Origin of the sequence: Turneriella parva DSM 21527, from assembly GCF_000266885.1 — a bacterium.
Taxonomy (GTDB): Bacteria; Spirochaetota; Leptospiria; order Turneriellales; family Turneriellaceae; genus Turneriella; species Turneriella parva.
In genome coordinates this window covers 2,466,708-2,491,220 of sequence record NC_018020.1, presented here as the reverse complement: position 1 = coordinate 2,491,220, position 24,513 = coordinate 2,466,708, and the positions used below count along the sequence as shown (strand labels likewise).

The 24,513-nt window shown below is 53.7% G+C and carries 24 protein-coding genes; 9 read left to right on the top strand and 15 right to left on the bottom strand.

Translation table 11 applies throughout. The annotated features are described in order from the left end of the window. The first annotated feature begins 4 nt into the window (after nt 1–4). Complete coding sequence (locus tag TURPA_RS11895) at nt 5–418, top strand: cytidine deaminase (RefSeq protein WP_014803551.1); 414 nt, start codon at nt 5–7, stop codon at nt 416–418. 76 nt (nt 419–494) lie between these two features. Here TURPA_RS11895 and TURPA_RS11890 read toward each other — a convergent pair whose 3' ends face one another. Then, nucleotides 495–1,394 carry an alpha/beta hydrolase family protein gene (locus TURPA_RS11890; protein WP_014803550.1) on the bottom strand — a complete coding sequence of 300 codons (900 nt, stop codon included), beginning with the start codon at nt 1,392–1,394 and terminating at the stop codon, nt 495–497. A gap of 98 nt (nt 1,395–1,492) precedes the next feature. Beyond that, nucleotides 1,493–2,347, bottom strand: a complete 855-nt coding sequence (prmC, locus tag TURPA_RS11885; protein ID WP_014803549.1) for a peptide chain release factor N(5)-glutamine methyltransferase — start codon at nt 2,345–2,347, stop codon at nt 1,493–1,495. 113 nt (nt 2,348–2,460) lie between these two features. On the opposite strand from prmC, the gene TURPA_RS11880 reads away from it, so the two are divergent. Both TURPA_RS11880 and dinB read left to right on the top strand, forming a co-directional pair. Then, nucleotides 2,461–3,333 carry a M23 family metallopeptidase gene (locus TURPA_RS11880; RefSeq protein ID WP_014803548.1) on the top strand — a complete coding sequence of 291 codons (873 nt, stop codon included), beginning with the start codon at nt 2,461–2,463 and terminating at the stop codon, nt 3,331–3,333. 277 nt (nt 3,334–3,610) lie between these two features. After that, entirely contained in the window at nt 3,611–4,705 is a 1,095-nt protein-coding gene (gene dinB, locus TURPA_RS11875; RefSeq protein WP_014803547.1) for a DNA polymerase IV, read from the top strand. A gap of 47 nt (nt 4,706–4,752) precedes the next feature. On the opposite strand, the gene dnaB is transcribed toward dinB, so the two are convergent. The 5 genes from dnaB to dapA are packed head-to-tail and all read right to left on the bottom strand — an operon-like array spanning nt 4,753 to nt 9,572. Next, entirely contained in the window at nt 4,753–6,099 is a 1,347-nt protein-coding gene (dnaB, locus tag TURPA_RS11870) for a replicative DNA helicase (RefSeq protein WP_014803546.1), read from the bottom strand. 41 nt (nt 6,100–6,140) lie between these two features. Next, on the bottom strand, nt 6,141–7,466 hold the full coding sequence (gene murA, locus TURPA_RS11865) for a UDP-N-acetylglucosamine 1-carboxyvinyltransferase (RefSeq protein WP_014803545.1): 1,326 nt from the start codon (nt 7,464–7,466) through the stop codon (nt 6,141–6,143). A gap of 53 nt (nt 7,467–7,519) precedes the next feature. Continuing rightward, nucleotides 7,520–7,813, bottom strand: a complete 294-nt coding sequence (locus tag TURPA_RS11860; protein WP_014803544.1) for a hypothetical protein — start codon at nt 7,811–7,813, stop codon at nt 7,520–7,522. Continuing rightward, nucleotides 7,810–8,625 carry a 4-hydroxy-tetrahydrodipicolinate reductase gene (gene dapB, locus TURPA_RS11855; protein WP_041948492.1) on the bottom strand — a complete coding sequence of 272 codons (816 nt, stop codon included), beginning with the start codon at nt 8,623–8,625 and terminating at the stop codon, nt 7,810–7,812. Before dapB ends, TURPA_RS11860 begins: the two co-directional genes overlap by 4 nt. Nucleotides 8,626–8,660: 35 nt before the next feature. Continuing rightward, nucleotides 8,661–9,572, bottom strand: coding sequence for a 4-hydroxy-tetrahydrodipicolinate synthase (gene dapA / locus TURPA_RS11850; RefSeq protein WP_014803542.1), 912 nt, complete (start codon nt 9,570–9,572; stop codon nt 8,661–8,663). Nucleotides 9,573–9,704: 132 nt separating this feature from the next. Here dapA and TURPA_RS21875 point away from each other — a divergent pair, with 132 nt between their 5' ends. The 5 genes from TURPA_RS21875 to TURPA_RS11825 all read left to right on the top strand — a co-directional run bounded on the left by TURPA_RS21875 (nt 9,705) and on the right by TURPA_RS11825 (nt 15,476). Beyond that, a complete protein-coding gene (locus TURPA_RS21875; protein ID WP_014803541.1) occupies nt 9,705–11,396 on the top strand; it encodes a peptidoglycan DD-metalloendopeptidase family protein in 1,692 nt (563 codons plus the stop codon). 73 nt (nt 11,397–11,469) lie between these two features. Then, the gene (locus tag TURPA_RS11840) at nt 11,470–13,101 is read left to right on the top strand and encodes an FAD-dependent oxidoreductase (protein ID WP_014803540.1); all 1,632 of its coding nucleotides are present in this window, start codon (nt 11,470–11,472) and stop codon (nt 13,099–13,101) included. A 59-nt stretch (nt 13,102–13,160) separates the two neighbouring features. Then, nucleotides 13,161–14,183, top strand: coding sequence for a hypothetical protein (locus tag TURPA_RS11835; protein ID WP_014803539.1), 1,023 nt, complete (start codon nt 13,161–13,163; stop codon nt 14,181–14,183). A gap of 22 nt (nt 14,184–14,205) precedes the next feature. Further along, the gene (locus tag TURPA_RS11830; RefSeq protein ID WP_014803538.1) at nt 14,206–15,036 is read left to right on the top strand and encodes a hypothetical protein; all 831 of its coding nucleotides are present in this window, start codon (nt 14,206–14,208) and stop codon (nt 15,034–15,036) included. Further along, nucleotides 15,033–15,476 carry a hypothetical protein gene (locus TURPA_RS11825; protein WP_014803537.1) on the top strand — a complete coding sequence of 148 codons (444 nt, stop codon included), beginning with the start codon at nt 15,033–15,035 and terminating at the stop codon, nt 15,474–15,476. The genes TURPA_RS11830 and TURPA_RS11825 overlap by 4 nt, the downstream gene beginning before the upstream one ends. A gap of 27 nt (nt 15,477–15,503) precedes the next feature. Here TURPA_RS11825 and obgE read toward each other — a convergent pair whose 3' ends face one another. From obgE to TURPA_RS11810, 3 genes are all read right to left on the bottom strand, one after another. Next, nucleotides 15,504–16,712, bottom strand: coding sequence for a GTPase ObgE (gene obgE / locus TURPA_RS11820; RefSeq protein ID WP_014803536.1), 1,209 nt, complete (start codon nt 16,710–16,712; stop codon nt 15,504–15,506). Further along, a complete protein-coding gene (locus tag TURPA_RS11815) occupies nt 16,705–17,064 on the bottom strand; it encodes a type II toxin-antitoxin system PemK/MazF family toxin (protein WP_014803535.1) in 360 nt (119 codons plus the stop codon). The genes obgE and TURPA_RS11815 overlap by 8 nt, the downstream gene beginning before the upstream one ends. Nucleotides 17,065–17,126: 62 nt before the next feature. Then, nucleotides 17,127–17,345 (bottom strand): AbrB/MazE/SpoVT family DNA-binding domain-containing protein, encoded by a 219-nt coding sequence (locus TURPA_RS11810; RefSeq protein ID WP_014803534.1) that lies wholly within the window; start codon nt 17,343–17,345, stop codon nt 17,127–17,129. Between the two features lie 107 nt (nt 17,346–17,452). Between TURPA_RS11810 and TURPA_RS11805 the strand changes: the two genes are divergently transcribed. Beyond that, a complete protein-coding gene (locus tag TURPA_RS11805; RefSeq protein WP_014803533.1) occupies nt 17,453–17,815 on the top strand; it encodes a cysteine rich repeat-containing protein in 363 nt (120 codons plus the stop codon). 135 nt (nt 17,816–17,950) lie between these two features. Here the strand turns inward: TURPA_RS11805 and TURPA_RS21870 are convergent, their stop codons facing one another. The 5 genes from TURPA_RS21870 to TURPA_RS11785 form a co-directional block, all read right to left on the bottom strand. Further along, on the bottom strand, nt 17,951–19,651 hold the full coding sequence (locus tag TURPA_RS21870; RefSeq protein WP_014803532.1) for an InlB B-repeat-containing protein: 1,701 nt from the start codon (nt 19,649–19,651) through the stop codon (nt 17,951–17,953). A gap of 189 nt (nt 19,652–19,840) precedes the next feature. Next, complete coding sequence (locus TURPA_RS11795; protein ID WP_014803531.1) at nt 19,841–20,380, bottom strand: hypothetical protein; 540 nt, start codon at nt 20,378–20,380, stop codon at nt 19,841–19,843. A 298-nt stretch (nt 20,381–20,678) separates the two neighbouring features. After that, nucleotides 20,679–20,837: a LuxR C-terminal-related transcriptional regulator gene (locus tag TURPA_RS23440; protein WP_157210477.1), complete on the bottom strand. Its 159-nt coding sequence runs from the start codon at nt 20,835–20,837 to the stop codon at nt 20,679–20,681. Next, nucleotides 20,809–23,382: an Ig-like domain-containing domain gene (locus tag TURPA_RS11790; protein ID WP_014803529.1), complete on the bottom strand. Its 2,574-nt coding sequence runs from the start codon at nt 23,380–23,382 to the stop codon at nt 20,809–20,811. The genes TURPA_RS23440 and TURPA_RS11790 overlap by 29 nt, the downstream gene beginning before the upstream one ends. Further along, complete coding sequence (locus tag TURPA_RS11785; protein ID WP_014803528.1) at nt 23,379–24,425, bottom strand: hypothetical protein; 1,047 nt, start codon at nt 24,423–24,425, stop codon at nt 23,379–23,381. The genes TURPA_RS11790 and TURPA_RS11785 overlap by 4 nt, the downstream gene beginning before the upstream one ends. Nucleotides 24,426–24,513 lie beyond the last annotated feature (88 nt).

Genomic DNA, 24,513 nt, shown 5'->3' with positions numbered 1-24,513 from the left:
ACTCATGAAAACCAATCCATTAACGAAACAAGCCATAACTGAGCTGCGCGAACAGGCAATCAAAGCCTCAAACCAGGCATACGCACCCTACTCGGGCATTCACGTCGGCGCAGCTCTGTTGGCGAGCGATGGCAATGTCTATCTTGGCTGCAATGTTGAGAATGCATCGTATGGCCTGACGATCTGCGCCGAACGCTCGGCGGTTTCGGCGGCGATGCAGAAGGTTACTGAGAAGCGTGGCGAAATGATACGCGCAATCTATATTGTGAACAATAAGGTACCAGAGATTCCACCGTGCGGGGCGTGCCGGCAGGTGCTGTTTGAATTTGGCAAAGGTGGCATCGTCTACTTTGACGGCAAGAAGGGCATGAAAAAGATGCTGATCGACAAAATTCTGCCTGAGGCGTTTAGGCTGTAACTACCCAGGTCATGCTTCGACTGGCTCAGCATGACAAAGTCTTGTCACCCTGAGCACGTCGAAAGGTGACAGCGCCTCATGAACGGGCATTATCGAAAAGAAATTTCTTAAGCGGTTCCGTCGCCTCTTCAATTTTGCTGCCCAAATGAAACATCAGCTCAAAATGCGACGGCCTCTGGACAATAACTCTTTCGATTGGTTTGGCATTAGCTCTGGCGACAGTTGCTTTGGCGCAGGCATCTTTAATATATGGCAAGTCCCGCTCACTGCAGATCAGCAACAGCGGATTCTTCGTGGTTTTCACCCATTCAGACGGTGAAAGCCTGAGCGCATCGGCGTCGGTGATATAACCTTCAAGTGCGCGCAGCTGCATCGGCGCGATGCTCGCGACATTTTCTTTCAGCGACCAGATCGGAGAAACGAGCACAATGCTCTTGAAGCTTTCGACATTCGCATCACCCAAGAGCAGCGCACCCGAACCGTGTGCCAGAACGTGAATTTTTGCGCTATCGAAACCAAAACGCTCACCTAGAGCACCCACGCCGCGCACGAACACAGCAAAGTTTTTTGCCTGCTCTGGCAACGAGCGCGAGCGGCGCGTTTCGTTCGAGAAGAACGGTCGTGTAAAAATTCCAGGATAATGCTTCAGCTGCACAATCGCGACTGAATAGCCAAGGCGCACGCCGAGGCCACCGATGTATGCATAATTTTTCTTATTGCCGCCTTGCAGAAAGCCGCCGTGCATCACGATGAGTAGCGGTCGTTTCGCCTGACCCGGCGGTGCGAAAAAGAAATCGGCAGTGACCTCACCCACCTGCACATCGCGTGCAATCTGCGCCGAAGGCAGGCCAGTCGTCACGGGCTTGAAGCGCGCATACGATGCCTGTTCCCAAATGGAGAAGACGTTGTCGAAGATGAAGGCGAAGGTGAGCAGCGTGAGAAAAGTAAGAGTCAGTACGATATATCTCGATTTCATTTTTTCCTTTTTCGTCGCCCTTCGACACGCTCAGGGTGACGAATTGTCATGCTGCGACGCAGTCTCTGCTTGCAGAGCCTGTCGAAGCATGCGGGTAACTATCTCCACGCGAAAACAAAATGTGGACGTGCGGCCAAGTCATTACGCACTTCTACCCTGACAAAACCGTGACCGAGCGCCCAGTCGGCAACCTGCTGCGAATATCGCGGGTGGGTCTCGATTGCGAGAAGGCCTGCGGGCGCGAGATTGCCGAATGCGCAGTCGATAAGGCGACGGTGCACCTCTTCAAAGTCATCGGCCACGAGCGCGACGCGCGGCTCGCAGTCGCGCACACCGGCGTCGAGCGCGGCAAATTCTTCGGGCAAAACATAAGGGGGATTACTCACAATCACGTCGGCGTGCGGGTGCAGGCGAACGGCGCCGCTGGTGAAATCGGCATTCAGAATTTCGTATTTCGTATCGGCGCCCGCGAGTAATGCGTCGGCGTTGTGTTTCGCCACTTTGAGCGCAGGTTCTGAAATATCGATGAGAGTCAGGTGCGGCGCCTTGAGCTCGAGTGCAAGAGTTAGCCCAATGCAACCGCTGCCGGTGCCCAGGTCGACAATGTGGTTGGCTTCTTTAATCTCTGCGAGCACGTGTTCAACCAGTTCTTCGGTTTCAGGGCGCGGTATCAGCACGTCGGCCGACACAGAAAAAGGGCGCCCATAAAACTCTTTCTCGCCCAGAATGTGAGCGGTGGGAAATCCGGCTGCTTTTTTCTTCAATGCCTCACGCAGCGTTTCGAGCTCGGGGGGGGTGAGCGGGCGGTCGGGCTGCAGAAAAAGGTCGATGCGCCGCAGTTTCAAGAAATGCGCGAAGATCAGTTGCGCTTCGAGGCGGGGCGAGGCAACGAGTTTTTGTGCGAGAAAGGCCTCACCCTTGCGCAGAATTTCGATGAGGGTATTCGAAGACAATGCGACATAATTGACTCAAAGGATGCCGGGTAAACGCCGATTGATTAAATGGGGAGTGGCTTGGCGTAAGTTACCGCCCAGTCATAAATTTAACTAACAGATACCGTTATCCTATGCGTGTTTTCTACTCAATTTCCCTGCTATGGATTTTCGCAGCTGCATTCAGCGGTCTTACCAGTACGCAGGGTACAATCTACATTCGCAACCTCGCGCACACCGACCCCGAAATCAAGAAGATGCGGGCCGAAGTCACCGACAACCTGCGGGCAGTCGCCGACGGCTCGCGCCCCGAAATCAAATGGCGAAGATACCGACTCACCGGCAAAGACACTTTTTTTAAGGTTATGGCGCGCACAGTGCTCGACCACGACACGATCTCGAGTGTCAACCGCCTTGCCTCACTATGGGACTTAAACGCCGGCGCAGAGTGGCTGCTACCCAACGTACGCGGCATCGCAGTCTATGGTGATCGGGCAAAGGTCGCGAAGAAATTCAACCGCGATGCAAGCGAAATTCTGCCAATACCGGGCCACGAAAATTTTTATTTCGTGACAGGCCTGCATTTCGACGAAACCGAAAAAGAATATTTTAACCTGAAGACGTTCATTCACCCCGTCGAGGGTCGCATTACCTCGGGCTTCGGGGTGCGCAAAGACCCATTCACCGAAAAACACAAATTTCACAAGGGCATCGACATCGCCTGCAGCATCGGCACGCGCGTCGTCGCTTCGGCAGAAGGTACAGTGGTTTTTGCCGGCACCAAAAAAGGTTATGGCAAGACGGTGATTCTCGAGCACCGCAACGGGTACCGCACGCTCTATGGCCACCTGAGCAAGATACAGGTCAAGAACGGTGATAAGGTAAAACAAGGCGCGAGGATTGCCCTCTCAGGCATGACTGGGCGCTCAACCGGCCCGCATCTGCACTTTGAAGTGCGCAGGCGCGGCCAGCCAGAGCGGCCAAATTTTCATCTCGCGCGGCTTTAGTCACTCGGCGGGAACTCGCGAAGCTATAACATTGGGCGATTTTTTTCGCAATTTTCGGGGCGATTTCGCCGCGAGGCGAAAAATCGGCGTGAATTCTGGCGTCTTCGCCACTTGCAGAGCGAATCGTCACCGATTCGCGGGGGAATTTGCGCCGATTAGCGCCGAAAATTGCGGAAAAAATCGCACCAGCGAGTTCCCGCCGAGTCACTCTAACCTTTAAGCATGTAAACACCCGAGATGTTTACGTGCTCACGAAGATACATCCCGTGGATTCTCCGTGCTGGCTGCAGCGTTTCGCACTATCGTTCACGTCGACATGGACGCATTTTTTACCAGCGTCGAAATTCGTGACCAGCCCGCGCTCAAGGGCAAGCCGATCGTCGTTGGTGCCGACCCGAAAGGAGGTTCGGGGCGTGGCGTGATCAGCGCCGCAAGCTACGAGGCGCGCAAGTTTGGCGTCAAGTCGGCGCAGCCTGTGAGTACTGCATACAAACTCTGTCCCGAAGCAATCTTTCTGCCGCACCGTATCGAGCGCTATCGTGAAGTCTCAAACGAAGTCATGGAAATTCTTGGCTCTTTCAGCGAGCTTCTGCTGCGCGCATCGATCGACGAAGCGGTGCTCGACTGCACCGATAACGCCGGCGGCTTCAAGAGTTGGAAACATCTGGGCCAGGCAATCAAAAACAAGGTTCTGCAAGAGACTACGCTCACCTGCTCGCTCGGTATCGCAACCGGCACGACGATCGCCAAGATGGCTTCTGAATTCAAGAAACCTGACGGCCTGACTCTCGTTCTGCCCGGGCGCGAAGCGGAGTTTCTCGCGCCGATGCCAGTCGAAACGATTCCCGGCATCGGCCCGCGGGCACGAGAGAGCCTACACCGGCTGGGACTGCGAACCATTGCCGATTTACAGAAGGCTGAACCTCTGGTCTTGGCGACGGCCCTGGGCAGCTGGGGCAAACGCATCTACTACCTTGCGCACGGCAGTGATGACAATGAACTCGTTCTGGGTGAAGCTCGCAAATCATTCGGCGAAGAGCGCACGTACGAGACAGACCTCGACACGCTCGAAGCAGCAGAAACGGCGCTCAGAGAAATCGCCGACGATCTGGCTCTGCGCATGTCGCGCAAGAATATTTCAGGCCGTACGCTGACGCTCAAAGCCCGGGCCGCCGATTTTCAGACTATCACGCGTTCACGCACATTGCCGATACCCGTGCGCAGCGGCCCTGCCCTTTTCGAACATGCATGGGAACTGTTTCAGCAGCATATCCGCCCAGAGAAACTCAAAAACGAAAAGATACGCCTGCTCGGCATACAGATGTCAAAACTCTATGCGGCAAAACCCGGCGAACAATTGTGGTTATTTTAGGTTTGCGGGCACAAATTTGCTGCGCGTATTTGTGCCTGCAAACCAACCTACTGGGGAGGAATAGCCGGCTCGTAGTCGGTAAAGAGGCTCTTATCTGACAAGAAGGCGAGTTCGATATTGTCGCGCGGGCCACCGCGGTTTTTGCCGATGATGATCTCTGCGAGGTTCTTCTTATCTTCGGGAGCATCTTTGCCCATGTGCTCGCGGTGAATAAAGACGACCATGTCGGCGTCTTGTTCAATTGCACCCGATTCGCGCAAGTCTGACAGCTGCGGCCTGGGGTCTTTACCGCGCTGCTCAATCGAGCGGTTCATCTGCGAAAGCGCCAAAATCGGCACACCGAGATCTTTAGCGATCAATTTGATCGCCCGTGAAATCGCGGCAACTTCGTTTTGCCTGCCGTCTTGCGCGCGGTCGCGGTCTGTCATCAGCTGCAGGTAGTCGACCACGATGAGGCCAAGCTCTTTGCCCTGTTGCTTGAGCGTTCGACCGAGACGGCGGGCGCGCTGCTTAAACTCCCAGGTGGTGAGGTCGGCGCTGTCGTCGATATAAAAGTCGGTTTCGTAAATCTCTTTGGCGGTGTGGCCGAGCCGCGCCATCTCTTTGTCGCTGATGCGGCCTTTCTGCACCTTTTGGGAGTCGAGAAACGCGCGTGCGCACAAGAGGCGCAGCAAAAGCTCGAGCCGCGTCATTTCGAGCGAGAAAAACGCAACGGCTTTCGGCCGCGATTTATCCATGCTGACATTGAGCGCGATATTGAGCGCGAATGTGGTTTTGCCCATACCGGGGCGGGCCGCGATGACGATCATCTGCCCGGGCTTAAAGCCACCGGTAAGTTCGTCGAGCTTCTTAAAGCCAGAAGCCGTGCCGGTGATGCCGTCGCGCGATTCGCGCACATGTTTCAAGAATTCGAGAAACTCTTTGTTAGATTCTTTGATGTGGCTGATATTGCCACGGCTGTAACGGTCGGCTAAATGGGTCAGAGCCCCTTCGGTATCTGAAAGCACCGAATCGAGCTTGAAGCCCGTATCGCCCGCCTTCTTTTCGAGCTCACGAAAATTGATGATGAGCCTGCGGCGCAGCGCCAGATCGCGGATTTTCTCTGTGAACGTGCTGACGCCGACGAGCACGCCGAGCGACGCGATATTCATAATCGCTGCGCGGTTACCCGCACGCTCGAGCTGGTTCTTGTTTTTGAGAGCGTTGATAATCAGAATCGCGTTCGGCTGCTCGCCGCGGTCGATCTCCGCCTGAATGGCTTCATAAACCAAACGGTGCGGCTCGTAGTAGAAGTCTTCGGGCTTGATCAGCTGCGCCACTTCTTCGAAGATCGATGGCGACTGCAGAATCGAGCCGAGAACTACCTGTTCTGCTTCTTCATCAAATAACTGCACAAATCCCTCTGGGATTTGTGCAGTTATTTGACACTATCCCGTTAAATCCGTTCAATTTTAGCTCCGAGCGATCTAAGTCTCGCGTCGATATTTTCGTAGCCGCGGTCGACCTGTACGATGTTCTGAATTACCGATTCGCCTTCGGCGGCGAGTGCGGCGATCACGAGTGCCATGCCCGCGCGAATGTCGGGCGATGTCATGCGGCTGCCATAGAGTTTTGACGGCCCAATAATTACGGCGCGGTGTGGGTCGCAGAGCACAATCTGCGCTCCCATGCCCATGAGTTTGTCGGTAAAGTAGAGGCGGCTCTCGAAAAGTTTTTCATGAATGAGCACAGTGCCCGAGCACTGCGTGGCGACGGTGAGAATGATCGAGATCAGGTCGGCGGGAAACATCGGCCACGGAGCATCGTCAATTTTAGGTATTTCACCGTGCACATCGGTCTGTATCTTCAAGGCGTACGGCGACTTCATCACAAGATCGACGATCTGCCCTGACGGCGCGATACCCTTCCCTTCGCGTTCATGGTATCGCCAGTTAATACCTACCCGCTCGAACACGAACTTGATCATGCGCAGATCGATCGGGTTGACGTCTTGCACGACGAGGTCGCCGCCGGTCATCGCCGACATCGCGATAAAAGAACCTATCTCGAGATAGTCGGGGCCAATCGTGTGGTCGGCAGCTTTCAGATTTTCAAAGCCGCCGACGCCATGAATCTTTAGCATATTGCTGCCAACGCCTTCGATCGTGACACCCTGCGCGATGAGAAAACGGCAAAGCCCCTGCACGTGCGGCTCTGACGCAGCGTTTTCGATCAGCGTCACACCTTCGGCGCATGCCGCCGCCATAATCGCGTTTTCGGTACCCGTGACCGAAGCTTCGTCAAGTAAGATGGCGGTGCCTTTAAGCTTTGCCGCTTCAAGCATGTAGCCGTCGTTGAATACTTCTACCTTTGCGCCGAGAGCAGAAAGCGCCAAAAGATGTGTGTCGACCCTGCGCCGGCCGATTTTGTCGCCGCCCGGGCGGGGCAGAAAAACTTTTTTGGCGCGCGCGAGAATTGGCCCGAGAAGCGTGATCGACCCGCGAAGGCCGGCAACAAGCTCTGAGGGCAGCTCGCTCATTTTAATGTCTTTGGTGACGATGCTGTACGAATGCCCGTCTGCAAGCGTCGTGATTTCTGCGCCGACAGCCTCAACAATCTTGAGCAGGTTCTTAATGTCTTCGATTTGCGGCACGTTGCGTATCGTAACGCCCGCAGGGTTCATGAGCGCGGCGCAAAGCACCGGCAGCGCTTCATTTTTATTGCCCTGCGCAGTGATGGTGCCGCCAATTTTATGGCCGCCAATTATGTGAAACTCAGACACGACTGGTTGAACAGATTCTCGGCGAACCGCTGTAAATCAGATAATAGACCCTGTTATTCCGGGCCGTTTTCGCTCATTGTAACTGGGAAACGCGGGGCCAGAATGGCGACGGGGGCACCGATGCCGTCTTTCTCAATATTCGCCTGCGTCACGCGCCAGAATTCGTCTTTGCGGCCGTTAAAGATCGTGAAAATGGCATCAATTTCTCCTCGTTTGACAGCGCCGCGAATAATTTCAGAAAAGGTTTGATAATCCTGATCGAGATTAACCCGACAGGCACCGAAAGCCTTAAGCGATTCAACCAGCTGCCTGAGCTGAGCTTCGTTTTCAATTATTACGCTTCTCAATTCAGGCCGAGCACGTCTTTCATCGAATAAAGCCCCGGCTTCTTGCCCTGCAGAAATTTGAGCGCCGCGAGCGCGCCCGCGGCAAATGTATCGCGGTTCGTCGCCTGGTGCTTGATTTCGATACGCTCACCGTTGCCCAAAAAATAGACGGTGTGGTCACCAACGACGTCGCCGCCGCGAAGAGCCATCACCCCCACCTCTTCTTGCTTGCGTTCACCGATCATGCCTTCTCGGCCATAGAGCACATGCGATTCATCGAAGCCATACGCACGCAGCAAGCCTTCTTTTATGGTCACAGCGGTGCCCGACGGTGAATCTTTTTTAAGATTGTGGTGGATCTCCATCACTTCTGGGTCGAACCCGTGGGGCGCAAGCGCCCGACCTGCCTGTTCGACGAGGGCGAACAGCACGTTGACCCCGATCGCCATATTCGACGCAATAATCAGCGGAATTTTTGTCGCCATCGCTTCGAGCGCTTTGCGCTGCTCGGGAGTAAAACCGGTGGTACCGACAACGACAGGTGCGCCCGTTTCTGCTGCTTTGCGTAAAGACTCGATGACCGTTGAAGCGTGCGAAAAGTCGATTAATCCCCCTGAGGGAATTTTTGCTTTTGCCAACGGAACGATTTCTGCATCAAACCCGATGCCGGTCACCGCACGATAGGTTTTGCCTAGATCGGGGTGCGCCGCGTATTCGATAGGCGCGGTTAATTGCAGGGACGCAAAATTTTGCGTCCCTGCATGCGACGCCGCGCGCGTCGCGATCGCGCGCCCCATGCGGCCCAATGCACCGACGATTCCGAATTGCATCATATCCTCTTTTTGTACGGGCGGATCATGATTCGCCCCTACGAATGGCTGCCCTCAAAAACATCCATCGCGCCCGCGACGACTGCCTGCAGATGGTGCGACAGCTGCGTCATCGGCAGGCGCAGCGAATTTTGGCAAAGCCCTTTGCGCGACGCCGCGAACTTCACCGGAATCGGATTCGTTTCGAGAAACATCGCCTTGCAGAGCGGTAGCAGGCGCATGAATTTTTCGTGCGCCTCGTGTGCGTTACCGGCTTCGTACTGGCGCGTGATCGCCCCCGTCTCGCGCGGGTACACATTGGAAATAACACTGATGACGCCCTTGCCACCGACCGAGAGCACCGGCAGAATCAAATTATCATCGCCCGAAAGCAAAGTGAACCCGGCATCGGTTGCCTGAATAATCTGCGCCATGAAGCCCAGATCACCGGTGGCTTCTTTGATGCCAATGATGTTCTTGTGTTTCGAAAGCTGCACAACGGTATCGAGCGTCATGCCGACCGCCGAACGCCCGGGAATATTGTAGAGCACCACCGGCACAGTTGAGGCGTCGGCGATGCGTTCGAAGTGCGCCACAAGACCCGCCTGAACGGGTTTGTTGTAATAGGGGTTCACAGAGAGCACTGCATCGGCGCCGGCTGCAGCAGCATGGCGTGTCAGAGCCACCGCTTCGGCGGTCGAGTTGCTACCCGTACCGGCAATGATGACGGTCGACGGTTTTTTCGCCTTTGCCCACTCAATGACTTTCGCGATGACCTCGGCGTGCTCTTCGTGGCTCAGCGTCGGTGATTCGCCGGTGGTGCCGCAGGGCACAAGGCCTTCAACACCCTCGTCAATCTGAAATTCAACCAGCTTCTTCAGCGCAGCCCAATCGACCTTTTCGCCGTCGGCGGTAAAGGGGGTAATAAGCGCGGTATACGTGCCGCGCAGGTTGAGTTGTGCGCCTGCCATGGCGTACGGCCCGCGGTCGAAGACACGCCGTCAAATGGAACACTATTGCCTTTCATGGGCAAGTAGTTCTCTGCCCAATGAAAAGGATTGCAAAAACAGGCTATTGTACCACCTAAGACCATGCGTCGAAGAATGAAACTTTTGTTTCTGACAGCCCTTTGCCTCACAATAGCCACGAGTTCGCTCAGCGCCCTGTCGATTAGCGATCACTGGCAGAAGATCGAAGCGCGCACGAATGCCTCAGACTGGCAGAATGCTTACCCCCTAATACAGAACGCCATTGCCGAGTATCCCCAAGAAGAGGGCTTTCGCATTACCGAATCATGGGTTCTGCGCAATCTGAAACGCCACCGTGAAGCGGTCAGCGCGGGCAGAAAGGCCATGGCCGATTTCCCAATGTCTGCGAAGATAAAAGAAGCACTTTCTTATTCGCTCTGCGCTCTCTTCGATGAGATTTACTCGAGTGTCGGCTTTCAGAAAGACCGAGTGCCCGCCGAAGCACATGCAATTGCCGCCGATGCTTACCGCCTGCTGCCCATGGCGTGGAGCGCTACTGTCTATGGCAATTCGCTGCGAGTTCAAGGCAAGCTCGCCGAAGCGGTGAAAGTTCTGGAACGCGCTGCAAGACTCTACCCTAAAGAATCGTTTGTGCGCGAAAATCTGGCGTTTGCATATTTTGATCTGGCTGATTACGAACTCAATACGACGAAAAACCACAGGCAATCACTCGCACTGGCTAATCGCGGCCTGTTGCTCAAAGCTGGCAACGACTGGGGACTGCGCATCACAGCCTATGCCAACCTCAACCTGAAAAAGTTTGACGAGGCTCTTGCCGTCTTCAAAAACCTGCACGCGCAAAAACCACAGGATACACAGGTTCTGAATGACATGGGTTACACTTACTACGCGTACACCCAAACCCTCTGGCACAAGCGCGACAAGAGAAACCTGCTGCGCCTGCAGACCGACATTCGTCTGCTCGCCGACCAGCCAGCCGCGGGCGCCAAACATTTCGTAGGTGCCTTAAGAAACATTGCCGACGCAACTGAAGACTACCGGTCACTGGCAGATTTTCTAAAGGCGCTGGCCGCAAAACGTCCTGAACCGTTTTTTCTCGCAATGGCAGGTTCAGTGTTAAACCAGCTGCACCTGCAACTACAGAGGCAAAAGAGCCCCGAGGCTGCCCAAATACAGACCGAGAGCAACATCTATCTGCGAAGCGCAATGGCAACTTTCGAAAATCAAAATCCGTCGCGGCCGCGGCGTTCGGGCCTGACGTTTCCCCTCAAGGGCCGCGTGATGGTAGTCGCACAATTCGACGGGGGCGGCACGCACAGCGGATTTGAAAAGTATAGCTATGACTTTATGCACGTCGATGAAGCGAATTCAGTACAGCGCAAAAATGCACCTGGTAAGAAGAACAGCGACTTCTATACCTTTGGCGAGCCGGTACTGGCGGTACTCGACGGCGAGGTTGTGAACGTTGAAGACGATCAGGCTGACCACAGCGATGCGAGCCAACTACAATTCGGGCCCATGAACCATATTCAGATTCGGCATGCGAACGGAGTCATGTCGCACTATGCTCATTTGAAGAAAGGCAGCGCACGGGTGCGGGTCGGCATGCAGGTCAAACGCGGTCAGGTCATTGCAGCCGTGGGTAACAGTGGCATGTCGCACGCGCCGCACCTGCACTTTTCGGTCGTGACCGACGACTGGGTCTCCGTTTTCTACACATTCGAACAGGCCGACCTCATAAGGGCCGGACAAACAATTCGGGGTGAATCCCCCTTTCTTGTTGGCGATGTGCTGCTAAATCAATAGGCAGGCTTTTCAATACCTGCCTAAAGACCGCAAATTTCACTCGCAGCCTTAAGTTCAACTACATGCCTGACGCATGGTTCAGGTTCAAGACTCTTATGACTATGTGATAATCGGCTCGGGATTCGGCGGCTCAGTTTCGGCGCTGCGCCTCAGCGAAAAGGGCTATAAGGTGCTCGTGATTGAAAAGGGCAAGTGGTTTAAACCGCAAGATTTTCCCAAGTCGAACTGGCAGCTGCGCAAGTGGCTGTGGCTGCCCTCTCTCAAGATGTTTGGACTCTTTAAGATGACCATCTTTCGCCACGTCACGATTTTTTCGGGCGTGGGCGTCGGCGGTGGTTCGCTCGTTTACGCCAATACGCTGCCGGTACCGAAACGTCCTTTCTTTAAATCAGACAGCTGGGCGCATCTCGCCGACTGGGAAAAAGAGCTGAAGCCCCACTACGCCACGGCGCTGCGCATGATCGGCGCGGCACAGACACCCGCGCGCTTCGACGGCGACAACACGCTGAAGAGCCTCGCGGCCGACCTTGGCAAAGAGAAGAGCTATGACCAGACAAACGTCGCGGTTTACTTTGGCAAACCTGGCGTCACCGTCAAAGACCCGTTCTTCAAGGGCAAAGGCCCCGACCGAACTGGCTGCATCTACTGCGGGGCGTGCATGCTCGGCTGCACCCACAACGCCAAAAACACACTCGATAAAAATTATCTGCATCTCGCGCAGGGCCTGGGCGCAGAAATTCTGGCCACCAGCGAGGTGGTGGATGTAAAACCGATCAGCGGCGAACACGCTTATGAAATCACCTACCGTGATTCGACCAAATATTTCAGCCGCGAGGGCAAAGTGCGCGCGAACGGCGTCGTCTTCGCCGGCGGCGTACTGGGTACAATCCAACTGCTGCTGAAGCTCAAGGCGAAGAAATCGCTGCCCAATATTTCAGATCGTTTGGGTTACGGCATTCGCACGAATTCAGAAAGCCTTCTGGGCGTCACGACCGAGCGCCGCGACCTCAACTTTTCGAAAGGCGTTGCGATAGGTTCCATTCTGCACGTCGACGACCATAGCCATCTTGAAGTGGTTCGTTACCCCGAAGGTTCGGGCTTCTTCAGAATGTCGATGGTGCCTGCGGTTTTGGGTTCTAACATTTTCGTGCGCATCGGGCGCATCTTGTGGCAATACCTGCGCCACCCGGTGAAATATTTTAAAGCGATCATCGTGCCTGATTGGGCGAAATACACGCAGATCATGCTCTTCATGCAGAGCCTCGATTCGACGATGCGCCTCAAGCGCGGCTGGCTGCGCATGAAAACAGCCCTCGATCAGGGTGCCGCGCCGACATCTGATATACCCATCGCGCACGAGCTCGCGCAGAAATATGCCGACAAGGTCAAGGGTTCGGTGCATGCGCTCGCGACTGAAGCGCTCACAGGCCTCGCCAGCACCGCGCACATTCTCGGTGGTTCTTGCATGGGTGATTCACCGGCAACGGGCGTGATCGACAGTGAAAACCGCGTGTTCGGTTACGACAACATGTACATCTGCGACGGCTCGATGATCTCGGCGAATATTGGCGTCAACCCATCACTCACGATCATGGCGCTCACCGAACGCGCGATGTCGCATATACCTCGAAAAACCAAGACCGTGAATATGGTACGACAACCGGCAACCGCCAAAAAGGGCAAAGGCAAACTGGTTCGCCGCTAACCAAAACCCCGCAGGAAAAAGCTGTTGCCGTTCTGCGGGCCTGAACGCAGACTGACGGCATGCTCAAAATTCTACCGCTCGCTGCGCTCATGCTCGCCCTGCCGCTATCGGCGCAGAACCGCGCCAAAGTGGCTGCCAAAACGGCACCGGCGCCGGCAAAGGCTAACGCTGCACCTGCTCTTGAAGCGGCAAAACCCGAAGCCGCACCTGAAGCGCCGCAGTCGGCACCTGCGCCATTGCCGTTTAAAGAGCGGTTCGAAGTCTTTGCTTCATTCTCACAGGGCACCCGCCTCGTCGGCTACACCGACCCGCGTTACGTCGCGAGCGACAAAACAGACTACCTTGAATCAGCGGCGATGACGGCAAACCTCGAATTCACCGGCAAGATACCATACCGCATCAAGGGTAGCGCGACCGATTCGGTGCTGCAAGATGTCTTTGCCGGCACCGAATACCTGCGTCTTGGCGGCCAGCTCACAGGCTGGAGCATTCTGAACAGCAGCAGCGTTTCGATACCCAAGACCGGTGCGCCCCTGAACGCCGATGCCGTCAACGCGAACCTGAACGCGACCACCCGCCCGGGCATCGGTTTTTTCTTTGGCTTTGGCAAACGCGATTTTGAAATCGACTTCGGTGTGACGACCGCCCTCGCCTTCGAATACGAAGGCAATCGCACGCGGCGCGTCGTCGACGCAGCAGGCAACGTGACCGGTGCAACTGAAGAAGTGCCGGGCCGGGGACTTTTTATCGCCAATGCCTTTGTGCTGCCAACGTTTCGCATGGCGTGGGGCTCGCGCGACGATCTGCAGTTCTTTATTTCTGCAGGGCGTGAAACCTTCGAATACCAGCGCGACTATGTGCAGACTTATTTCAGATTGCCGATGGCGAGCTTCTTGAAATTTGATTTTGGCGTCGGGCTTTTCCCGAACGCGACTTTGTTCTTGCAACCGAACTTTGTTTTTGGCAACATCATGGTCGGCGTGCGTGGCGGCATCAGCCTCAATTACTACGAAAGCGAACTGCGTCGGGTTTCAATCAACGATGCTCTGTACTTTGCAATCTCGGCATCGGGTCGCTTTTAAATCACTGCAGCGGTCACCCTGAGTGTCGCGCGCAGTCCGCATCATTTTTCTGAGCGCAGCGTGCGCTGCTGCTGCCCCCGTATTCGGCGGCAAAGACATTGAAATTTCAGCGGCCTACCAGCGCGCACGCTATGTTGAAACTTTTCCCGACCCGCTCTACGTCGGCGAAACCGACTACCTCGCGGGCAGCGCATCTCAGGCAAGAGCGATGGCGCACCTTTCAGGGTTTTATATTCCGCAACTGACGCTCTCTTACCAGGCGCTGTCGGTCAGCTCGACGAGTGAAACCAGGCAAAAAAACAGCTACCAGATCAACGGCTATCTCTCTTCATACCTCAGCGCCATGGCCGCAAAAGACACGGGAGTTTTGCGGTGGCACTATGGCTTTGCGGCGCTTGTGACTTTCGGTTACCGCAGCTCGGCAGACGCGGCGGGCAATGTCTTGAGTGACCGTGCGATTGACACGCGGCTGTCGCAGGCATACCCCGCAGGCGGATTCACGCTGTTTCCGCTGGCGCCGGTTCGCTTCAGCATGACCTTCTTGAGTGGCGACGCAAATCTGCTCTATGGCTGGTTGCGCCTGCAGGCCGAATTTGAAACCGAACACCACATTTTTATGCCAGCCTTTGAAATGCTCAACCACGCCAGTTTCGGCAAAGGCCTGCCGAATTTTGTTCAACCACCGGGCGCGTTCAATATGGGTTATGCATACAAGCTCGGTGATACAAAGCTGGGTGCGCGCCTCGGCTTCGTGCTGAACTCTCGCCAGGGCTTCGAGAATGCGCGCGTCAGCTTCGGTGACAGGCTGTTATTTGAATTTTCAGTCGCATGGCGACTCAGGGTTGCAGAATGAAATCACGCCTACGAATCTTAATAGCAATCGCCTTATTCTGCGGCGGCTGCTCTTTTCAAAGTTACGTGTTGGTCATTAACCCGCACGGCGAGAGCAGGCACATCTTACTGCACCTCGAGAGTCCGCAAACCGGTACCGGCATTTTCAACACACGGGATTTCGCTTTCTATCAGTTCAAAAACAACGAGGTGGATTTCTCAAGTCATGTACCCTTGAGTCTGCCCAAGGCAGCGACGCACGAGCTAGAAATACCGGCCCGCAGCGCTCTGCGCATCGCCGTATTGCGTAACGAGATCTTTGCGAGCAGCGAGCAAAAATTTATCAACGGCAGAGTCTTTAATCTGAAGTCGCTGGTTTCGGGTGAAATTACCGTCACAAAATCGACGTTTTCATATTACTTCAAACACACACCCTTCGGTGCCGCCTGGCATCTGCCTTGATGGGTGCCGCAGAATCTAAGGCGCGGGTTATTTGCGCTTTGCCGGGGCAGCTTTGGCCGGCTTCGCCTTGACCGTACTCTTTTTCGCAGGCTTTGGCGCCTTCTTCGCCGGCTGCCCCGCAGATTTTTTCGCGGGAGGCTTCGCCGCTTTTGTCGTCTTTTTCAACGGTCTCTTCTTGGGCTTTGTCGCCGACGGCTTTACATTCTTTTTGTCTTTCAGGCTTTTCTTCTCTGCGGGTTGCTTAAGGGCAATCTTCAAGAGGCGCACGAGTTCACTGCGCAACTTCTCCATGCCTTCGCCGCTCTGCGCCGAAACGGGTATCGGGTCGAGCCCCTGCTTTTTGTAAGAAGCTATCAGGTCTTTTAGAAACTTCTTATCGTCGAAGCGGTCGATCTTGTTCAAAACCAGCAGCGCCGGTTTCTTTAAGAGCTCTGGGCTGTAACTTTCGAGCTCCGACTTGAGAATATGTAGCTCATCTTCGACGTAGGCGTTCTCGAGATCGATGACAAAGATGATAATGCGCACGCGCTCAATATGTTTCAAGAATGAAAGCCCGAGGCCGTACCCCTTTGATGCACCCTCAAGAATGCCCGGAATATCAGCCACGATGACTGGCCGCCGCACGAGATCTGAAATGACGCCGATATTCGGCGACAGCGTTGTGAAAGGGTAGCTCGCGATTTTGGGGTTCGCGTGTGTCAGCGCCTTCAGCATCGTCGACTTGCCCGCATTGGGAAACCCGACAAGGCCCACGTCGGCGATCATCTTGAGCGCGAGCAGAAATTCTTTTTCTTCGGTCTCTTCGCCAGGCTGCGCAAAACGCGGTGCCTGCCGCCTTGCGGTGCGAAAAAACGCGTTACCCTTGCCGCCACGACCACCCTGCGCGGCGACATAGGTGCCGGGCTCGGTGAAGTCGTGCAACAATGCGCCTGTCGCGGGGTCGATCACCTGCGTGCCGAAAGGCACTCTGATTATGAGGTCACGGCCTTTCTTGCCGTTGCAGTTCGAACCTTCACCGGGCAGACCGTTCTTTGCCCTGTAAGCCTGTTCTGGACGAATATGTGAAAGCGCCAAGAGCTGTTCAGAGGTTGTAAAAATCACGTCGCCGCCATCACCACCGTCGCCGCCGTCGGGACCACCGAACTCCACAAACTTTTCGCGCAAGAATGAAATTTCACCCGCACCGCCCTTACCGGCCTGTACGCGGATTAAGACTTCATCGACAAATTTATGCATTTTTTTCCAGGGCGAAAAGCTTTGCGAGATTCGCGCTTAAGGTTGCTCTGTCTTTTCGAGACAGGGCGCCAATCTTTGCAAGAATCAATGATTCATCGAGCGTGAAAATCTTGAGTCGAATCAGCGAATCTTGACTGAGCCCTGCGTCTTTGAGAGAACTCAGATGGGTATCGAGCGGCCAGGGCTTGTGTTTGCTGCTTGTGATCATGGCGAGCACGCGTTTGCCCTCGCCCGCAGAAAACTGAAATGCCGCAGCATCAGAAAGGACAACCGCTGGCCTTCGCTTCATGAAAGGCAGCTCCGTAAAGGGAAATGGCACCTTGACGACGTCGAATTGCACGAGATGATTCATCTTTAACTCGGGCCGTAAATGATTCTGCGACGTCGTTGCCGAATCATTTCCGGGAATTCTACCTATAGATTTTTATAAGCCTCTTCGTCTTCAGGCGACGCCCACTCTTCAAGCGTCGTTTCGAGCGAGCGCAAATAGGGTACATCGAAGCCGGTCGCTTTCTGGATGTACACCCGATCGTTTTCTATTGAGAATGTGACTTTGTCACCCGCCTTAAGCTGCAGCTTCTCACGCACAGGCTTAGGCAAAGTGGCTTGATATTTGGCTGTAACAGCACTCATGGCTGCATGCAGTATACCGTAATACCAGCATGGCGGCAAGAAAAAGACCGAACCCGCGTTGGCTGGCGTAATATCTTTACAGCTTAAACTGCAATAAGGAGTACTCTATGAAACAATACCTGATTCTCTCCATCGCCGCTCTCATGAGCGTTACTGCCATTTCTGCCAAAGGCGAATGCCGCGCCGACCGCGAAAAGTTCTGCGGCAATGTGATCAAAGGCAACCACAAGGGCATGTGGCAGTGCATGAAAGAGCATGAAAACGAGCTCTCTGAAGGCTGCAAGAACCACATTGCACAGGTGCGCGAAAAGAGCCGCGACATCAAGAAGGCCTGCAAGGCCGATTACAAAAAGCTCTGCAAGCAGGTAAAGGCGGGTGAAGGCCGCATCATCAAGTGCCTTAAAGAAAACGAGGTGCAGCTAAGCGACGCCTGCAAAGGCGCGCTTTCAGCCCCGGCAAAGGTAGAGTAAGAACTGTGGGCGGGGTCTCAGCCCCGCTAATCCCGGGTTTCGTGGGGCTGCTGAGCCGCGACTAACACTGAAGTTCCACTGCAGCGGCGATGCCTGCGCCTGGTTTGGCCGTGCGCGGCATACTCGCCTCTTGACCTAAAACCAGACAGCGCGCATCACTCGATTTGTGCCGTTCAGGGATACGGCAACAAAAAGGCCCTGGCCATAGGTCAGGGATACCCAAGAATTAGGTTCTGGCGCTGCTTTTGCCATCCAATTAATGCCATTGGGTGAGGTCATCACTTGATTGACGCCGTCTGTTGCTACTGCAACGAACAGGCCGTTGCCGTAAACTACGGATCGCCATTGGTTGGCTTCGCTGGCCGTCCTGCCGATCCAGTTAGTTCCGTCGCTCGAGGTCATCACGCGGTTTGTGCCAGTGTTAGCGACTGCGACAAAAACGTTGTTTCCAAAGGTTACAGATAACCATTGGTTCGCCTCTGGCGCATTTCTGGCTGTCCAGAAAATACCATCGGGAGAGGTCATTATTTGATTTGAACCATCACCTGAAACGGCGGCGAATAAGCCGTTGCCAAATGTTACTGATTGCCAGTCGTTCGCCGCGATTGCCTGCCTGGCTGTCCATATCAATCCATCGGGTGAGGTCATCACACGATTTGTACCGTTGCCAGCCACGGCAACAAATACACCGTTACCATACGTGACGGAACGCCAGGCATTGGATTCTGAAATACTATGCCCTGCCCAGGCGATGCCGTCTGCAGAGATCATGGCGGGGTTTATGCCACCAAAAGCGATAGCGACGAACTTGCTGGCAGCATAAGTGACTATCATCCATGAGGTTGCCTCGGATGCATTTTGCGGGCTCCACGTGATTCCGTCTGACGAGGTCATCACTTGATTTGTACCATTCTGCGCGACGGCGACAAACACGCCGTTCCCATAAGCTACAGAACGCCAAATATTTGCCTGCGGTGGATTGTGCGCAGTGAAGTTCCCCAGATAAATGGCATATAGATTCACATTCGCGCTTGCAATTGCGCAGGTAGTGCCAGGCGGATAGAATGTGCCTAAACCATTCGAAGCTGTATTCCACCCGATAAATGTGAAGTTAACCTTGCTCAGGTTCCCTGTGTTTGACAAGACGGTCGCGTTGGCGCCAGCTGCGTAAGAAAATGAGTCTGTTGGCGCTGTGCCCCCAGTATTGCCGTTGCCGTTGTAGGTAATTGTATAATTTGGAGTCCATTTCGCATAGAGAACTAGGTTTGTACTTCCCATTACCAGACTAGCTCCAGGTAAATAATCCGTTCCCGAACCATCAGCGGCGCTGTTCCAACCTCCAAAGACTATACTATTGTTAATCAGATTTCCCGTATTCGCTAGGATTGTCACACTTGAACCTGCGACATAGTTGTTACTATCAACTGGTAGGCTGCCGCTGGTACTACCATTTCCATTGTAGGTTACATTATAAGCAGGGGTCCAAGCAGCATAGAGAGTAACATTCGCGGAACCCATCGAGTACGTACTGCCGGCCGAATATGCAGTGCCTGTCCCATTGGCTAAGGTATTCCAACCCGCAAAGACGAAGCCAGTTTTGACGAGGGTACCGGTATTTCCTAACACGGTAAAACTGGCCCCTGCTGGGTAGTTGTTGCTATCAACAGGTACGGTGCCTCCGGTATTTCCATTACCGGCATAAAGAATCGTAAACGTTGGCGTCGCTGCGGCGGTCTGACCCGAGGTTGCTTCACCAGTATTTTTTCCGCATTGCGCCAGAAATGAGATAGAAAGCGCTATGAGGAAAGGGGCGAAAAAAAACTGTGCTGCTTTCACGTGAGCACCCTAACTTCAATCATTCCCATTGTCAATATACTTTTCTCTCTGACTGGCAGGGCAAGTGCTGAACCGACAATATTGCCGCACGAACCAACGATATACCCGACCGGCACAAAGTCCAAATCTGACCCATCCAGCGTAGATTGGCCAGCGACCTGACAGCCCTCACTTGCCGATGTCACGTATCTAGAATTCAAACGTAACGTCGTAACCGACAGAACCTGTCGTAAAACCGGGACAGGCCACGTACCAGCCCAAATTATCACCCGCTATGAAGTCTACGGTATCGGCGTCTGCAATTTGTGTCGTGCTCCCAGCTGGTATCGTGACCGCTATGGTCGTCCCGACAGAATTCTTACGCAATGTAAGTGTACAGGCTGCATCCACTGTATTGCTGGTCGGTTTAAGCGTAAAGTTCTTCACTTTACCAGCTCGCGGCATTGAAGTAACTTTTTCGGCGGTCGCCGTGCCCCCTATGCCGAAAAAACTACCCCACTGGTAAGTGTTTGCGCTATGGTAATAACCACCCCCAGCTTCGTAAAATTGAGCTGCATTTTCTACCGCAGTCTTGAGCGACTGTACAGTCTGGTTGAGATCTGCTGCTGTGAGAGTTTCCCCGGAACTCCATGTTTTTACCGTGCCTGCCACGTTGTAGCCAAATACTGCCGTACCGAAAACAACAATAATCCCTAGTCCTTTTTGAATACCTTCTTTGAATGCTTTCATATAGTCTCCTCTACTGTACTTTGCAATTGTCTATAGTTTTTGTCCCTAGCACGCAGTCTTCTTGACCAGTTGTAGCACCAGCTGCAGACGACGCTGCTGGGCTAGACTGCGAATCACTGTTGCCACAGCCGACTGCAGCGCATAGAAATCCAGCAATTAGCCATAAATTCCATCGTTTCATGTTTCCTCCGTTCTATTCAATTCAATGCCTGCTTCGTCGGTACGCACCGTTACACTGAACATGACTTTTTCTGCCATAAGACCGAGAAAAAGTCCATAGGGCATCTTGCCCTATCCCTCACGAAACCCACTTCGCCATACTCTTCAAGAAACCCAGCTTGTGCCCGGCGCGTATCGCTTCTTTCTTGCTGTTGACCTCAAGCCGCTCGTATATATTCTCGATATGCCTGCGCACGGTGTGTTCGCTCTTACCAGATCGGGCTACCGTCAGTGGCATTCACCATGGCAAAACGTGAGCGCGGTGAACCGCCGATAGAGGTAAATCCTCCCCCCATATATACAACATTGCCAACGATCAATAAGGCATAAACGTGCATATCGGCGTTCGGGTTCCATGGCGTCACGTTTCCCTCCGAACCAACGGCACCGGCATACCGGCGAACGATGCCGCCGATCGTAGTGAAAACGCCACCTGCGTGAATCTGATTACTGCCGGCCACCAAACTATAAATGCTGCCGGTAGATGCGGGATTATCGAGCAACATACCCGTGACGGCGTCAAGTCGCGCCAAATAGGTGCGCGCCCCACCGCCGATTGTCGTAAAACTACCACCCGCGTAAATTTCGGCCCCTAGTACTGCGATTGCATTGACATTTGAATCCGCATTGGGATTCCAAGACGTCGCGCACCCGTCGGTATCATTGACAGCTGCGATTCTGTTTCGCGTGACAAGGCCGGGTGTACCACAAGATGTCGTGTTGTCATTTAGTCCCGTAAAATAACCGCCGATATAGACTGTGCTGCCAGAAATACTTATCGTTGAGACTGCATCACCAGCATTTGGATTCCAGGCCAGAAGCTGTTTTGTCGATAGATCAAACGCAGCGACTCGATTGCGTGATTGGCCTGCAATAGTCGTGAAATAACCACCGGCGTAAAGCTTGCCATTGCCTGTAGCCAGTGACAGTACCGAACTATTTGCCCCAGGATTGAAGTTCAGAAGCGTGCCATCGGGCGCGATCGCAGCAAGACGATTACGAGCGGTTGAATTGATCTGCGAAAAATCTCCGCCGGCAATAATCGAATTGGCAGTTGCTGCTATCGATCTGACCGTGGAATTTGCATTCGGACTCCATACCTGCAAGACTCCGTCAGTACTAATGGCTGCAAGCCGATTTCTCACCTGATTATTGACCGTAGTAAACGTACCAGCAACATAGATTGAGTTCGAGCCGCTGGCAATGAAGAATGGGTAGTTGTTAAGATTGGGATTCCAAGCATGAACAGTACCATCTTTACCTACGGCGGCGAGGCGATTACGAGCTGTGACACCTATGCTCGTAAAATTTCCACCAACATAAACTGCACTATCAGTTGCTGATAATGCCCTCACGAGATTGTCCGCATCAGGGTTCCAGCCCTGCAACGGATTTGCACCACCTTGCGCGCAAGAGCCAGACCAGTTTGCCAGACAATTAGCACTCGCATCGACCGCCACCAACCGATTTCGGTTCGTGCCACCAGTACAAGTTGGGCCTGCATTTGTTGTGCCATAGCACGAAAAACTACCACCAACATAGACGATGTTTTCGGAAACAGAAATTGCATGTGCAGAGTCATTTAGCGTCGGTGCCCAATTCAAGAGGTTACCACTTAAGCTGAATGCGGCAAGGCGGTTGCGATTTGTACCACCTGTGCAGGCCGGCGCCGGGTTCGAAGTGTTAATGCATGTAAATGAACCGCCGACTAAGAGCGTTGCACCAGAAACTACTAGGCTATAGATCTCGTAGTTCGTGCTTGGGTTCAGATGCCCCCCTGAAAGATTTCCCGTCGCCGCATCGAGCGCCCCGAGATTTGACTGGGTGCCGCCGCCGATTTCAGTAAAGTTGCCGCCGGCAAAAATGGTTGTGCCTGAGACCGCAAGCGCCAACACCTGCCCATTGGCATTTGGGTTCCAAGGCAAGAGGACTCCACTTGTGCTAATTGCGGCTGCACGACTTCGAGCAGCGCCTGCGACAGTTGTGAAATAGCCCCCGATATATACCGCGTCACCCGAGATCGCCAATGCCGTCACAGAAAGGTCAGCCCCCGGGTTCCAGGCAGTAAGGCTGCCGTCTGAGCGTACGTGTGCCAGATTCTTACGCAGCTCAGCCCCGACCTGGGTAAAGGTGCCGCCAATATACCACCCACCTGCTCCGTCTGAGACTACGGCGCTCACCGACCCGTTAATCGGTAAGTGGTTCACACCAAATTCAATATTCCCTGTGGCTGTATTCAGGGGCACCCCACCCCCGGTCTCGACACCGACCGAGGTGAAATCACCCCCAACATAGATCACGCAGCCGATTTTGGCAATCGCAGACACGTCATTGTTAAAACCTAGTTTTGGCTGAGAGGCCTGAGGTCCGGGGCAGCTATCGGTGGAAAATGTCGAAGTAAAATCAGAGACAAGGCTATTGCCAGCCAAATCTTTTACACCCGTGCTTATAGTCAGCGTATGTTCGGTATTTAGCGATAGCCTTCCTGCCGGTGTCAATGTGACTTTGCGAGATGGCGCATCGTACAAAATAGTGCCACCAAGATTCAGACCGGCTTTCTTCAGGTAAATCGTCGCGCTATTGAGCGAGTTACTATCCATCGCTTCGCTAAAGACGATTTCAATTCGTGGTAAATCCGTCACCTGGGTGGTACCATTTACCGGCGTCACAGTCAATACACGCGGCGGTTCGAGATCTCGTTGCAATGTAACGATATCGAGCTGCGGCTTCACTGAGCACGCCAGAAAAAACAACGTTGAAACCAATATGCAACTAATTTTCATATCTTAAACCCCATACCTATATCAAAACTCAATAGGTGGCCGAAACCCGACCTGTAGAATTGAAGCCCATACGAGGAGCCGATTTCTATATATAACCATCGCGTTACCATGTAGCCTAACCGAATCCCCCCAACCGCGGTCGAAGTAATCATGCTCAACTCTGATTGATTTAGCGCTTGTCCATTCGTTGAGGCAACAGCCACCGAATTGCTATTGTATGCAAACTTCAGCATATCGTAGTTCATGCCGCCCCCGAAAAAAGGTTGAGCATAGAGTTGATTGTTCAATGGTTGTCTCCAGGTGAATCCGGCGGTTGTCGACAAGCCCAAGAGGCTCACCGGCACGGGCGAGCCATCTTGGGCAAAAGTGAAATTGTCGCTGCTGTTGCGAATCCCAACTGATACGAAAAAGCCCAAGGACTCCGAATAGATACCAAAATGCTGAAAATCAGCCATTACACTGAAGATATTCCGAAGATCAGAAGCGCCATGTTGACTGCCCGTGCTCACTGTGCGCGCTTGCGACCCGACAGGCGAGGGGGCAAGCGAACCGCGCAAAGAGAGCTGGTTTAGTTTTCTTGTCGTATCGAGAGCTTCACCTTTTGCCCAGGCCTCTTTACCCGGAAGCACGGCAGCAGCCTCATTTGCGATTCGATCTGCAATTTTCTCGACGGTCTCGAAAATTGAAGCGTCTACGACACTTTTCATTTCGAAATCTGCAATCTCCTTGCGTTCGTTCAGGTCAAGTATGCGCACTCGGGTACGTATTTCTTGCTGTGAAGACCCCCTTTTCGATTCAATAAAAAATCCACCGAAAATGGCTACATCAGGTTGGGCATTGATTCCCAGATTCATCGCTGCCGTAAAAGTATATAAATCTTCTTCCATCACAAAGTTCTGTTTTGCGACCGCTTGCCATTCGCTCTTTTCAATTTCACGGTAGACAAACTTCTCTTTCAGCCTGTTGCGCACTGCATCAGTAAGGCTAGCCTCAAGATAATCATAGTCTGTCTTCTTGAGAACATTTTTGAAATCGAGTAACATGACGCGCTTTTCACTGCGGGCAAATATTGAAGAACCACATATGGCGAAGATTATAGCAAGGCACAAGAGGCCTCGCCGTATTATTCCA

Excerpts from the sequence above, each read along its gene's own strand:
- TURPA_RS11890 (WP_014803550.1), bottom strand. The coding sequence starts at position 1,394 with ATGAAATCGAGATATATCGTACTGACTCTTACTTTTCTCACGCTGCTC.
- obgE (WP_014803536.1), bottom strand. The coding sequence starts at position 16,712 with ATGCATAAATTTGTCGATGAAGTCTTAATCCGCGTACAGGCCGGTAAG.
- TURPA_RS11825 (WP_014803537.1), top strand. The coding sequence starts at position 15,033 with ATGAAATCACGCCTACGAATCTTAATAGCAATCGCCTTATTCTGCGGC.
- TURPA_RS11840 (WP_014803540.1), top strand. The coding sequence starts at position 11,470 with ATGGTTCAGGTTCAAGACTCTTATGACTATGTGATAATCGGCTCGGGA.
- TURPA_RS11790 (WP_014803529.1), bottom strand. The coding sequence starts at position 23,382 with ATGAAAATTAGTTGCATATTGGTTTCAACGTTGTTTTTTCTGGCGTGC.
- dapA (WP_014803542.1), bottom strand. The coding sequence starts at position 9,572 with ATGGCAGGCGCACAACTCAACCTGCGCGGCACGTATACCGCGCTTATT.
- TURPA_RS21875 (WP_014803541.1), top strand. The coding sequence starts at position 9,705 with ATGAAACTTTTGTTTCTGACAGCCCTTTGCCTCACAATAGCCACGAGT.
- TURPA_RS11835 (WP_014803539.1), top strand. The coding sequence starts at position 13,161 with ATGCTCAAAATTCTACCGCTCGCTGCGCTCATGCTCGCCCTGCCGCTA.
- TURPA_RS11785 (WP_014803528.1), bottom strand. The coding sequence starts at position 24,425 with ATGTTACTCGATTTCAAAAATGTTCTCAAGAAGACAGACTATGATTAT.
- TURPA_RS23440 (WP_157210477.1), bottom strand. The coding sequence starts at position 20,837 with ATGCCACTGACGGTAGCCCGATCTGGTAAGAGCGAACACACCGTGCGC.
- TURPA_RS11815 (WP_014803535.1), bottom strand. The coding sequence starts at position 17,064 with ATGAATCATCTCGTGCAATTCGACGTCGTCAAGGTGCCATTTCCCTTT.
- dapB (WP_041948492.1), bottom strand. The coding sequence starts at position 8,625 with ATGATGCAATTCGGAATCGTCGGTGCATTGGGCCGCATGGGGCGCGCG.
- TURPA_RS11880 (WP_014803548.1), top strand. The coding sequence starts at position 2,461 with ATGCGTGTTTTCTACTCAATTTCCCTGCTATGGATTTTCGCAGCTGCA.
- TURPA_RS11805 (WP_014803533.1), top strand. The coding sequence starts at position 17,453 with ATGAAACAATACCTGATTCTCTCCATCGCCGCTCTCATGAGCGTTACT.
- TURPA_RS11795 (WP_014803531.1), bottom strand. The coding sequence starts at position 20,380 with ATGAAAGCATTCAAAGAAGGTATTCAAAAAGGACTAGGGATTATTGTT.
- TURPA_RS11810 (WP_014803534.1), bottom strand. The coding sequence starts at position 17,345 with ATGAGTGCTGTTACAGCCAAATATCAAGCCACTTTGCCTAAGCCTGTG.
- TURPA_RS11895 (WP_014803551.1), top strand. The coding sequence starts at position 5 with ATGAAAACCAATCCATTAACGAAACAAGCCATAACTGAGCTGCGCGAA.